The 12856-nt window shown below is 36.4% G+C and carries 9 protein-coding genes and 1 pseudogene; 1 reads left to right on the top strand and 9 read right to left on the bottom strand.

All coding sequences use genetic code 11. From position 1 onward, the window contains the following. Positions 1-44: 44 nt before the first annotated feature. From ACFSUC_RS10425 to ACFSUC_RS10445, 5 genes are read right to left on the bottom strand one after another with little or no spacing between them, the layout of a single operon-like run. Positions 45-1181, bottom strand: coding sequence for a hypothetical protein (locus tag ACFSUC_RS10425; RefSeq protein ID WP_379929506.1), 1137 nt, complete (start codon positions 1179-1181; stop codon positions 45-47). A 9-nt stretch (positions 1182-1190) separates the two neighbouring features. Beyond that, entirely contained in the window at positions 1191-4757 is a 3567-nt protein-coding gene (locus ACFSUC_RS10430) for a glycosyltransferase (RefSeq protein WP_379929508.1), read from the bottom strand. Positions 4758-4789: 32 nt separating this feature from the next. After that, complete coding sequence (locus ACFSUC_RS10435; protein WP_379929509.1) at positions 4790-6286, bottom strand: hypothetical protein; 1497 nt, start codon at positions 6284-6286, stop codon at positions 4790-4792. Positions 6287-6300: 14 nt separating this feature from the next. Next, positions 6301-7056 carry an ABC transporter ATP-binding protein gene (locus ACFSUC_RS10440; protein WP_379929510.1) on the bottom strand — a complete coding sequence of 252 codons (756 nt, stop codon included), beginning with the start codon at positions 7054-7056 and terminating at the stop codon, positions 6301-6303. Positions 7057-7068: 12 nt separating this feature from the next. Next, entirely contained in the window at positions 7069-7854 is a 786-nt protein-coding gene (locus ACFSUC_RS10445) for an ABC transporter permease (RefSeq protein ID WP_379929623.1), read from the bottom strand. A gap of 320 nt (positions 7855-8174) precedes the next feature. On the opposite strand from ACFSUC_RS10445, the gene ACFSUC_RS10450 reads away from it, so the two are divergent. Then, positions 8175-10637 carry an O-antigen ligase family protein gene (locus tag ACFSUC_RS10450; RefSeq protein ID WP_379929511.1) on the top strand — a complete coding sequence of 821 codons (2463 nt, stop codon included), beginning with the start codon at positions 8175-8177 and terminating at the stop codon, positions 10635-10637. A gap of 260 nt (positions 10638-10897) precedes the next feature. Here ACFSUC_RS10450 and ACFSUC_RS10455 read toward each other — a convergent pair whose 3' ends face one another. The 4 genes and pseudogenes from ACFSUC_RS10455 to ACFSUC_RS10470 form a co-directional block, all read right to left on the bottom strand. Then, a complete protein-coding gene (locus ACFSUC_RS10455) occupies positions 10898-11119 on the bottom strand; it encodes a transposase (RefSeq protein WP_379929512.1) in 222 nt (73 codons plus the stop codon). Next, positions 11085-11657 carry a transposase gene (locus tag ACFSUC_RS10460; protein WP_379929624.1) on the bottom strand — a complete coding sequence of 191 codons (573 nt, stop codon included), beginning with the start codon at positions 11655-11657 and terminating at the stop codon, positions 11085-11087. Before ACFSUC_RS10460 ends, ACFSUC_RS10455 begins: the two co-directional genes overlap by 35 nt. A gap of 5 nt (positions 11658-11662) precedes the next feature. Beyond that, positions 11663-11812 (bottom strand): annotated as a pseudogene (locus ACFSUC_RS10465) (transposase family protein); the annotation flags it as partial. Positions 11813-12567: 755 nt separating this feature from the next. Further along, the gene (locus ACFSUC_RS10470; RefSeq protein WP_379929513.1) at positions 12568-12843 is read right to left on the bottom strand and encodes a hypothetical protein; all 276 of its coding nucleotides are present in this window, start codon (positions 12841-12843) and stop codon (positions 12568-12570) included. Between the last annotated feature and the right edge of the window lie 13 nt (positions 12844-12856).

Raw genomic sequence — 12856 nt, forward strand, 5'->3', positions numbered from 1 at the left:
CGTGCTAATCATAAATAGTGGGTTGAGGAAGTCAAGCTATATTACTAATTTAATATTCTATGCTTCTTCATATAGTCAATAATTATAGACGTTCTATTAGACCAACTATTCTCATTAATGAAACACTTTGTTTCGCTCTCTGTAAATGGATAATGATAACGAGTTTCTCTCGATTTCTTAAGGATATCATTTAATTCTTTATCGTTAGTATATAAATTAACTTTTCCCTCAAATCTACTAGTTTCAGTACTTGAGACAGCAATAACGGCTTTATTAAAACTCAAATAATCATAAATTTTTACCGGGTCAATTGTGTCTAATAAATCCCCTTGTTTAAAAGGATATAGACCAAAGTCAAACTCCTTAATAATCAAACCCAGTTCATCCTTGGGAACAGCATCAAAGTAGAAAACATTTGGATGGTTTAATACTGGGAGTTTATTATGTCCAACTATAACAACTTTATTCCTATCATCGTGATTGACTATCTGCTTAATAACACTAAAATCAAACCAATGATCTATCGTACCAACATAACCAAATATGAGGTTCTTATCATTCTCTTTAATCTTTTTTATTTCATGAGACAACCTATTATTAGCGGCATTTGGATCAATCATGCATATCGATTGATCCAAACCATTTCTCACTAACTCCACTGACTCTTCAATTAATTGAATCTGTTCATAAAGATATCGCGAGGATGCCAATATAAGATCAGCTCTTTTAAGCAGCTTTTTTTCATTTTTTTCGATTAATTGCTTCATTAAATAATTTTCAACTAACTTCCCGTGTTCATCCATTTTATCGTAAATAATACTTTTTTTCGTTTTCTCAATTAAGCTGTAAAAAATGGGACTCCCCAGCCATATTAAGTCTGCTTGTTCCATTATCTCCTTCAGATAAATTTTCTCATAGATTAAATTAAAACCCACAAAATCAACAAGCTCAAATATTTTGGGTAACCTAAACTTCCCACTCGGTCTCAGTACTCGTAGGTTCTCACTAATATTAAAATCTCTTGGCTTGTAATCATCGTTTTTGTAAACGAGTGAGTTAATAATACTAATAGATGGTTCTACAAAACAAACCTTATAGTATTGTGATAATTCCTCGGCAATATGCTGTGGACGCTGCTTGAGGAAATCCCATCTTATGGGGGCGAAATAAACTATATTCATAGAATCCCCCTACTGAATTCCATCTCTATATTTATGAGGAACCCATGTTGTTTTCCATTTTTCCTCAAAATACTGTTTATTATCTTCAAATATCTTGCGGTATTCCTTATTTTCCAGTTTATCGAAAGATACACTGCCAAAATGATGAATAAATACGTCCTCAGCACAAGCAATCTCATAACCATAGTTTAATGCTGCAAAAGAATAGTCATCATCTTCAAACATTCCAACTTTGTAATTTTCATCTAAGAATCCAATATGCTCAAATACTTTCTTAGGTATAACCAAACAATACATTGCTAATGCCTTAATATGATCGTATAGTTGCCCCATATGTTGTGCGGTATATCGATATGCGAACTCATCCATCTCTTCAATTGAATAATAATCTGTATTGATCATAGCTTCATTACCAATTGAGTTAGTTACAGGCCCTACCAATCCAAGGGCAGGATTATTATCAAAGTGCTTCAATAAACCTGTTATCCATCCTCTAGTCACTACAGTATCATTATTGAGCAGGATATAATAATCTCCATCAGCGTGTTTCAAACCAATATTATTACCGCCCGCAAATCCATAATTACTATTATTAAGAATTACTTTCACCTTGCTGTGCTGCTGTTCGATTTGTTTCAAATATTCTTTTGTATGATCCTGTGAATTGTTGTCAACAATAATCAATTCATAATTTGGATAGGCAGTTTTATTCAAAATACTATCTATACATTGTTTTGTATACTCAAGCTGGTTGAAGGCGAGCACAACAATTGATACTTTCGGGAATGCCTTTGTTGAATATTCTAGAAATAACTTCCCTCTATGTTCCCAATCGTTCTCCTTAGCAAACTCAGCACAGTCGATATCAGATGCTAGGCTATCTCTACCCTCTAGGCACATACTTACATACTCCAAAAATTCCTCATTCTTATTGGAGAGATAAACATACTTATCTTTATATGGCATCAACTCAGGAATTTCTGTTGCTACCACTTTCTTCTTGGCGCTTAAATACTCGTAAAATTTAACAGGGTTGGTTGCCTTAATTAGACTAGTCGATGTGTCGAACGGAATTAAACAAACATCAAAGCTATCAAGATACTTAGGAAGTTGTTTATATGGTTTCTCACCTAATAATTTTATATTAGAGTGTTGACTTAGCCTATCGTATCCTTCTGTAACATTCCCAATAATAACAATCTCTACATCCGATAGATTCCGTGCCAGATATTCAACTTTATCAAAATCAAACCAATGAGCAACAGCTCCATAGTATCCCACCACTTTTTTCTTTTGGGCATACGATTTTCTTCTAAACGATTTATGAAAGAACTCATACTCCGTTCCATTTCGAACAATTTGCACACAATTATTAAATTCCCCCGCTTTTTCAGCAAGGTAGTCTGAACTTGCTATAATACTGTCACTGATATTCAACAGTTCTACACTATTGTTGCTAAGTTGTTTATTAGTAGTGTCTTTGAAGCCCGTAAAATCATCCAAATAATCAGTAACAATTTTAAATCCGTATTTTTCCTTTAGTAGCTTTGCACCTATTACCCAGTTCGGGTATTCTACCACAACAATACAATCTCTTATTGCATGCTCAATCACTATTCTTTCAATTTGATCATACACATCTATTGAACTTAATGGATTTAACTCATAAATATTTTTATATTCATCGCTTGAAATATTAAATATTTTCAAAAACTGATCGTTACTTTTTTCAATCTGTTCTTGTGTGTGAAAATTTGCGTTAAAGTAAAAAACCCTATGTCCATCTTGGGCAAATGCATTTGCTAAATGCTGAGGCCTCTGATAGCGAAAATCATAATTAATAATAGAAAGTAGAATCACATCATACTTCTCGTACCTCCCCTTAAGATCGACTGACTGGGAGCTAGGATATACAATTTGATTATCTGAAAATGGCTCGATTGTCTGCAACTTAGGTATTTGATCAGTCTCATTAGTTATATATTTACTTATGTCCTTTTTATTATTGAAATGATTACATTCCTCTAGAATATCTATAATCTGATACAATGGATTGAATCGATGTTCCTGAATATAAATATTTTTGTTACGACGCTTTAACAGCCATTTGAAGAAGCCTTTCTTCTCATTCATATCCCCTTTAAAAACCTGGTGTTTTATTCTATAATTGAGATGCACTAACTTAAATAGTTTTGTTCTAGAAAGGTTAATTAATTGAGCCAATGCCCGTTTAACGGTTTCTTCAATGAAATTCATTTGTTTCAACAAATCTTCATACTGCATTGTAATATTTGTATTACTTCCCTTTAAATTATCGATCACTTCATAAGTCTGTTCTATACTTGTGACTATTTTTTCTAGCTCTTCACTTTTGTGATTAGTCTCTTTCTTTATCTTTTTTAACTCCATGTTTTTCTTCAGTATTTCATTTTTGGCATCCCGTATTTCTTCTTCATTTGTTTCTAGTTCAGCTCTTACTTTATCTAACTCCTCACCAGCCTCAGCAATCTCCGACTGCTTATTTTCCATTTCAGTTTTGATTCTAACTAGATCTTCATTCTTTTTAGATATTTCCTTTTTAATATTACTTATCTCAATATCCTTATCCTTTATCTCATTCTTTGCGTTCTCTAACTTTATTTGTAGAGATTGAGATTCCGTTTTTATTTGAAGCAATTCTGTCTCTTTTAATTTTGACTCTTCACTTAACTGCTCCAACTCGGTCATTATTTGTTCATTCAGGGCACTTCTTTTTTCCAATTTTTCTAATTGAAATAATCTAGTGTAAAAATTATAGCTATCAATACAGTATGTTTCACTAGAATTTCCTTCTAACATGTCTTTTGTGTTTTTGTAAAATGATGCTACTCTCTCGTCAGTATACAATAACAATTCATTATATGACGACTTACTATGTCTGAGGGATGGCTTGATACTGTTTATGATTTTAGTAACTCGATCCTCATCGTAGTTAAGTCCAATAAAATCAGCAAGCTCTTTAATAGTACTCTCTGTATTTTCTATCAGTGCATCATACTCTACTGGTTTATTCCTACATCCCTTCGTATACTCCAGTACATTCATCATGTAGTAATACCATAATGCAATTCCGTACTCCTTATTTATTTCATTTCTCTTATGTAACGAATTGGCGACATCAAGCGGATTTCTTAAGGAAATAACATAACTAACGTCAATATCTAATATTTCGAATATCTCTTGCCACAAGGGTAACAATATACAAGTTCGTGGATCTTTCCACCCCCAAACAATGGCATCACTAAATTCCTTTTTCACCAGCTCTACAAGCTCTTTTTTATACTCAATAATGCTTGGTTTTCTTAACCAGTCCTGTTGCATGGGTGCTATACTATCCCAACCACGATTCATTTCTTGTAATATCTTTTCATGGATTTCGACAATTCCTCTGTGTTCCCAAAATCCTTCTGGATTATCTTCTCCATACGAAACAATATCTTCATCTCTACCTATCTCTAGTCCTAGCAGATGTAGTATTCTCATCAACATTGATGTGCCGCTTCTATGCATGCCGAGTATACATATTGCTTTTTTCATCGAGAATCTCCCTTCAAATGGATCTAACTTATCTAACTATGTCTTTGATCTTTCTCATAAAGGTGTACAAGTGGAATTTCACCAGTTAAAACAATCTCTGGGTTATCACGAATGTACTCCTTGGTAGTAAATTCTTTACATGGATTTTTACCTTCATATGCCCCATATAAAAAATAGTGTTTCAATGGCGTTATTTGGGAGGGGCCAGTTTCTAAATATATCTTTTTATAATAATCATTATCAAAAAATTTCAGGTTTTTATTTTTATATTTAAAATAAAGTAATAAATTTTTGATTTTTTTAATTTTACTGTGACCATGGCTATTATATAGATTAAAAATACTTTCTTGGTCTACCAATAAATTATCATTATTTATTGTTAAATCTGGGTAAAATTCTGTTGAATGGTTGTATTTTCTCAATATATTTTTTAATGCTTTATTCTCTGATTGCAAATTATTTATTTTAAAATTATTTCTCTGTTCTAATGACACAAACCCATCTATTTTTGTTAACAGCCGATCGAGTTCCTTATTGTATTCATTAACCAATTCTATATAAAAATCTATAGATATCTTATCGCTGTCTGGAAGTCGGATAGGTTCATCACTCACACTCACTTTTTGGAAATGTTCTTCACTCTTTAGGTGATTATTAATGTATTCGATTTCATTATTTACCTCATTGGTATCATCTTCGTTAAACTTCATTTCTATACTAAACTTCTTTTTGTTAATTTTGTTTATCACGTTATAGAATACGTGAAGTCGATATGGGAGTCCTCTACTTTCATTAATAACACCATTAAGGTATCTAGGGAACCGTCTATTGTACTCCAATAAAAACATGACAGCACTCTCATCTAAAGATTCATTAGCTATTGAATGATTTAAGTCTTTTACATCCAACTTTATTCCACAAGTTTGAAAAAAATCTTCAAATAAGTCCCCATTCTTAAAGTTTTTTCTATCGAAAGGTCTAACTTTAACTTTATCTGAACCGTACACATTTATATACTTCTGTAATCGAAAACTATATAACGGGAACGTCCTAGAATAATTCTGATGCACGATGTTCTCACCACCATGCTTTACATATTCGCTCAATACACTTGGAAAAAATGAATTTGGATTCCTGGCATACATAATAATCAATACATCATCAAAATGTTCATCTGTAAACTTTTTAAGGTTCCTAACACTACTTTCATCAATAAGAGTTAATTCTTCACCTGAAACAATGAAATTATGACATGTACAATTCTGAATTTCTTTTATCCATAGTTCCTTTAATTTATTCTGCTCTTCTATAGCTCTTTGCTTATCATATATACCACGTTGCCTGAAAATTTCATATTTGCTTGGATCATCTAAAAAGATAGGGGGAAAGCTAGTACTATGGTTATATGGTTTGATTTCTGGGTAGTACACATCATTTTTCAATAGTTTATTTCGAGAATTACCTAGTACTTGTTGTATAGAGGTAGTTCCTGTTTTATGCATACCGATGTGTAATATCAATCTTGTCATGGATACAATCACTCCTATGATTTTTCTTTCACCTTTCTCATCTCATTCATATAACAATCACAAATGGATTGAGTGTCGCCGATTCCTCTTATGGTCCCTTTCTCGAGCCATATAACTATATCAGTTAGTGTTCTAATATTGTTAATGCTGTGCGAGACAATAATAACGGTCTTCCCACTCTCCATCATTTCCTTCATTTTCTCTGAGCTTTTTATTTTAAACTGCTCATCTCCAACGCCTAATATTTCATCCACAATTAATATATCGGGATCAATCTGAGTCGCTATTGAAAATCCGAGTTTGGCCCTCATTCCCGATGAATAGTTCTTCACTGGAGAATGAATAAAATGCCCTAGCTCAGAAAACTCCACAATCTCATCAAATTTGTTATCCAAATACTCTTTAGATTTACCGAGAATAGCACCATTAAGATAAATGTTCTCCGCCCCTGAGAAGTCAGGATCAAACCCTGCTCCAAGCTCCAATAAGGGAGCTACTGCACCATTCACCTGTACTTTCCCCTGAGTTGGCTTCATAACCCCAGAAATAATTTTTAATAACGTGCTCTTACCGGCTCCATTATGACCTATAATTCCTATACGCTCTCCACGCTTGATTTCAAAACTTACAGAATCAAGTGCACAGAAATTAGAGTAGCGCATCTCTTTTTTCAGCACTCTAACAAAATACTCTTTGAGATTGTCCACTTTTTCATTCGAGAGTCGAAACTGCATCGTAACGTTTTCAACCTTCACATCTACATTTGTCATATCGTATCCTTCTTATATGTGTAGGATAAATTTATCTTGATTTTTTTCAAATACAATAACCCCTATAATCATACTAATCAATGCCAAAACCAAACAAATAGTAAGATTTGCAATCTCAATAGATGTGCCATCGTATACGACTTGTCGAAATCCATCTATGAAATAATACACGGGATTTAGTACTAAGATAAACTGATATTTATCTGGTATAATTGTTGGAGGATAAAAAATAGCCGACGCATACATAAGTGCAGTGATAATTACCCCATACAAATGCTCAATATCCCTGAAAAACACCGTAATGGTCGCAAGGATTAGGCTGACACCACAGCAAAAAAAGAACAGCAACATTAAATATATTGGAGCATACATGAGATACAAGGTTATGTCCGCGCTTGTGACAAGCATAATTAATATTAGCACCAATAGTGAAATTAAAAAAAAGATAAAGTTAGACAATACTTTCGACAATGTAATAATATATTTCGGGATATATACTTTCTTGAACAGATTTGCCGAAGATATTATGGAGTTCATGGACATGGTAGTACTTGTAGAGAAAAAACTAAATAGCAATGCTCCACTTAATAAATAAACTGGAAAGTTATCAATCGTTCTCGCAAACAACGTAGAAAACACAACCGTCAGAATAATCATGTTAAGTAAAGGATTGATAAAACTCCATAATATTCCTAAAACAGACCCTTTATATTTCTTTTTTACATCCTTTTTAACAAGAATCACGAGCAAATAGTAGTACTTTATGAAAGTTCTTATATAATTTATATATTTATACATTATAGTTTCCACATTTCTTCTCCCCTCTACAGAAAATCACAAAATCGTATATGATCCGCATATATATTTATTCTAGCATTTTATCTGAGGTGAAGAGCAAGACTATTTGTCCCCTTCTTGTTGGTCTCTAACAGAATCCCATACGAGTTACTTCCATCTTAGCATAATCGAACAAAGACAACTATACCTCTATTCCATTCATCTAAAGATGAGTTATCAATATCCATCATTGCTGTTCTAAATAACGACTTACTTTGTAACTGGCTATTTTTTACTCTCTTTTGAGTCCTCGAGTATGGTAGAATATTGGTGGACTACAATTGAAGGGAAGAAGTAAATTGTCGAAAAAAAAGCAACCGTTTGCTGAACCTGTTCCGGGAATGTTGTGGGTAATCCTAGTCCTTTCCGGGTGTTTTTTTATTTGGTCACCATTTCAGATTGCTCTATTCAATGGAGGTTCTATCAATTTTGAGGGGCCTATCTCTTATGCCGTAATATTTACTTCAATCATTTGTTTTGTAACTGGAATATGGATACCGCTGAAGCAGCTGCCTCTGTCTCCCAGTCATTTAGGACTGGCAATTGCATCATTTCTGCTTCCACTTTCCTATCTTTTATCGAAGCTGAATGCGGCTTCACATTATTTATCAAATACGTTAGTACTCATTATGCTCAGCGCTACCTTTTTCTATATCATTGCAATTACGGTAGCTAGTCATGAGAAAGCAAATCGTCTCATTCAACATCTTCTAATCTCCAGCTTCTATCTGATCGTCTGGTTTGGTTTATGGCACTGGTTTGGAAACGGTCCATTGGCCAGATTCTTTTTCGGATGGTTTGCAGCCTTCAATGATTTGGGCGTTTATGTAGATGCGGTAATGACAGACTCCAATGGACTCCGATTAACTTCCGTATTTCAATACGCCAATACATATGCAGCGTTTTTAACTGTCGTATTATTTGCCTGCCTTCATTTTATTACCAAAGCAAAATTATGGTGGGTTCGCGCTCTGCATGGATTCATGCTCGTGCCCATCTTTATTTCATTTTGGTTGACTTTATCCCGCGGTGGATTGGTCATCCTGCCTGTTGTGCTTGTTATTTTGTTAATGTTTCTGAAACCGGCAAAACAAATCGTATGGATCCTGCAGCTCATGATCAGCCTGATTTCTACTGGGCTTATTCTAAAACCCGTTACTGAGATTGGCCTTGCTATGAATAATCAATATAGCGGGGTTGAATTTCTCAAAGGCTACACATACGTATTGGGCCTGTCTATTCTCGTCGGATTTTGCTGCGCCTGGCTTATGGAAAGCAAATTTGCGAGACTGACTCAAAAGTGGTCCAACCTTAAATGGTCTTCACTCTATTTACCTTTGGGCACCGTCCTTTTTGGCGGATTATTGCTGTGGGTTATCCTGAGTACCGGACTGAAGACCGTATTGCCTGACAATGTGCAGACCAGATTGAAGAATATCAATTTTTCCCAGCATAGTGTGCTGGAACGTGCTACTTTTTATGAGGATTCTCTCAAGCTGGTCGCCGATTATCCGATGCTGGGCGCAGGCGGCGGTGCCTGGAGTGTTCTTTATGAGAAATATCAAAACAATCCATATACAAGCAGACAAGCCCATAATTTTTATTTGCAGTATTTAGTGGAGACGGGTTGGGTTGGCTTCCTCATCTTTCTGAGCTTTGTCAGCTATATTCTATATCGTTATATACGGATGTACCGGCATCAGGAAGAAGCACACCGCAATGACTATTTTCTCTATTTTATTATCGTGGTTTCATTGCTTGTCCTAAGTCTCATTGATTTTAATATGACCTATGTGTATTTGTTGATTCTCGTATTTTTCTCTCTAGGCGGGATTACAGCTTCATTTAGCAGTACGAAAGCGAATGTACAGGTTGCCTCTTACAAGAAATATAATTACATGCTGACTGCTATAATGGTCATTGGCAGTATCGCAGCCACTATTACGGCAGGATTGTTCTTAAAGGCAGAGCAATCATACTATCAGGCAACCGAAATACTTAAGAGCGGCCAAGTATCCATTCAGGAAGTTACTTCTCACGTTGATAAGGCGCTATCCATTCGCTCTTCTCATCCTTATTACGCATCTTTAAAAGCTTCGTTCTTGCAGCAGGTATACGAACAGACTGCAGATCCTAAATATATTATTGAGGCAAAGTCCTTATTGCTGGAAGTGCAATTACTTGAACCGTACAACAAAATGTTATTCAAGCAAACGATGTCGATATTAATCAGTCAGGAAAACTACAGAGAGGCGTTGGCACTGAGTCAGGAACAGAGATCCAATTACCCATGGGACATCTCCTTGTATGAACAAGAGCTAGAACTTTTGTACAAGCTTGGGTCAACCGCTTACGACCAGGGCCAAGAAGAAGAGGCCTATCCATATTTTGAGCAAGCTTTTATACTTAAAGCAACCATTGAGAAGAAACAAGCCCATCTTGACCAACTTCCTGAAGAACAAATGCAAGGCAGACCATTTGAATTGTCGCAAACCACAAAGAATGTGCTGGGCAAAATGTATTATTTCACAGGCCAATATGCCCTAGCTGAAGCCATACTCGTTCAATCGTTTGATACACCGCTCTCATCAAGCAGCAATCTGGACGGAGCCCTATGGTATCTGGCAGCTCTTTTGAAGCAGGATAAAGAAAACGAAGCGCTGGAGGAAGCATTTATCGAGATGAATTATAATTATGAACAGCAAGTCAATAATTTACTAGAACTAAAGCCCCTAGACCCTTAATGAGTCGTTTTAATAAGAATTAACTAATAATCCCAAATTATGAAGATGAATTCGGTTGTTAATCCTATGCTGGTAATACAAAGTGTTTTAGAACAGAAGACAATTACTTCAGATCTATACTGGCTCTTCGCTCTATCAGGTGGGTTAACAAGACTATCTCTTACCGCTATCAAGAGAATCTCACATGGCTCGGACAGCCACAAGAATATTGCTTGACCGCTGTCCGAGCCATGTGAGGCTGGGTAACTAAGCGGTAAGGTTTAGTATGCTCGACGCGTCGCGAGTTCTGGAATACACAGCTTGTTAGCGGTCATGTACACCATGGAGATCAAGTTATCTACATTACGTTTGCCACGTGCCCTAGGCTTAGCAGCTTGAACCAGCCTTTTTATGCTTTCCAGCAGTCCATTTGGCATTTTGGAATGGAACCATCGAAGTATACACTCTTTATGTTGTTTCATTGTCTTGGCCACTTGTACCATCGGTGGTAATTTGGGAGCGCGTAGCCCAACCAATCCATTCCTGCAGGTACATATCTGCAAAGATGTGCCGAAGATGCCAGAATTCCTGTAGGGCCAGTTTTAGACGGTACGCACGTCCTGTCTGCAAATTTCCGTCCCTGAGGCGCTCCAAAGTGTTCTTTTGTTCTTCGTTTAACTTGTTTCCGTTTTTCAACCAGATATATTTGCTTTTATTTAGTGCCGGATGCTGCTTCTGCTCAGTAATGCGCACATCATCAAACGCTTCATTGATCAACTTCATGATGTGGAATTTATCGAATGAAATCTGTACTTGTGGGAAGTAGTCCTGGATGCCTCGAATGTAGGCCGGAGACATGTCGCAACACACTTCCTCAACTTGTGCGGTATCCCTGCCTTTTCCAACAAGGAATACCTTGAAGCAGACGAGCGTATCCATCCCTTTACCTTCTGTTGCGAATAGAATCATCTTTGTATCGACATCCACAAAAAGGGTGATATATCGGTGTCCACGACGGTAGGAGGTTTCATCAACGGCTATGCGCTTTACTTTGCCATATAGACACTCAACATCGCCTTATCCACGTAGTGGTGCAAGATACGCCACATCCGGGTATTGTATTCACGCACTTCCCGTGCAGCAGCATTTACAGGCATCCCAGCCATCAATCGCATGGCCCAGGCTTCAAATTGGTGGGTAAAATGAGAAAGGTGACACGGGGACCCGTGTCACCTTTTTACCTGCATTTGTGGTACTGCATGTTTCGCATTTTACTCGCGGTACAAGTGCATGCATATAGGTTTTCCAATCCCAGAGGTCCAGATGCCCCACCGGAAGCCACAGGGTTGGGCGAGGGAGGTACATAAAAATTTTGCGCCGCGCAGACCGTTCAAGATTATATAACTTTATACTTAAAATAGTAGCTACAATGAAGATGTAAACGTAATAGATACCCATGATCAAACTGGAGGAATCCCAATTCATTAAAATTGTTTCACCGAAACTTTTCACTCATTTCCCCTCGTCTTTTAACTATAGCGTATAAAATCAATCAGGAGGAATGAATCGAGTCATGTCCACGAATATAACAAAAAAATCAGCCATCTCCAGCTTGCTTTTTATCACACTTATCGTCACGATGATGCTGTCTTTTTCTATAATGCTACATAGAATCTAGACAGCAAAAGGAGTATTCATAGTTGTATGACGAATAGAAGAAGGTTTCCTCGCTATACTGCATGGGGGGAAATAGACTGTGATTTTATATGGAGAGGCGGACATGATAAGCTGGTTAGCAACGCGAAGTCCTTATGCTGCGCTGCTTCCGCGAGTACTCATGCCCGCAGAGGCTCCAAGTCAAATCGCTCTATCAGTCTTTAAAACGTTATTTTAACCCTAAATATAGCGAAGAGCCAAAATAAGGAAGTTCACTCCCTAAGAGAAAGCTCGTCTAGTACTGGAAATGTTGAAGGAAAAAAAGTCCGTTTCCCAGCTGGCATCGGAACAGGGTATTCACTCGAATGTCTTCAACCGGTGAAAAGCTGATGCCATTCAGAACCTCTCTCAGCTCTTCGTAGATGATCGGAAAGGCATCACGAAAATGAAGCAAGAATACGAGAATCATATCAAAGAACTCTACGCCGAGGTCGGGATACTGACGACTCAATAGTCGTCGCTCAAAAAAATTTGGGCAATGAACGTCCCCGTAAGAACGTATAGATCTCATAGACTGGCATCAC

This window comes from Marinicrinis sediminis, assembly GCF_042685085.1.
GTDB lineage: Bacteria > Bacillota > Bacilli > Paenibacillales > KCTC-33676 > Marinicrinis > Marinicrinis sediminis.

Excerpts from the sequence above, each read along its gene's own strand:
- ACFSUC_RS10425 (WP_379929506.1), bottom strand. The coding sequence starts at position 1,181 with ATGAATATAGTTTATTTCGCCCCCATAAGATGGGATTTCCTCAAGCAG.
- ACFSUC_RS10430 (WP_379929508.1), bottom strand. The coding sequence starts at position 4,757 with ATGAAAAAAGCAATATGTATACTCGGCATGCATAGAAGCGGCACATCA.
- ACFSUC_RS10435 (WP_379929509.1), bottom strand. The coding sequence starts at position 6,286 with ATGACAAGATTGATATTACACATCGGTATGCATAAAACAGGAACTACC.
- ACFSUC_RS10440 (WP_379929510.1), bottom strand. The coding sequence starts at position 7,056 with ATGACAAATGTAGATGTGAAGGTTGAAAACGTTACGATGCAGTTTCGA.
- ACFSUC_RS10445 (WP_379929623.1), bottom strand. The coding sequence starts at position 7,854 with ATGTATAAATATATAAATTATATAAGAACTTTCATAAAGTACTACTAT.
- ACFSUC_RS10455 (WP_379929512.1), bottom strand. The coding sequence starts at position 11,119 with ATGGTACAAGTGGCCAAGACAATGAAACAACATAAAGAGTGTATACTT.
- ACFSUC_RS10470 (WP_379929513.1), bottom strand. The coding sequence starts at position 12,843 with ATGAGATCTATACGTTCTTACGGGGACGTTCATTGCCCAAATTTTTTT.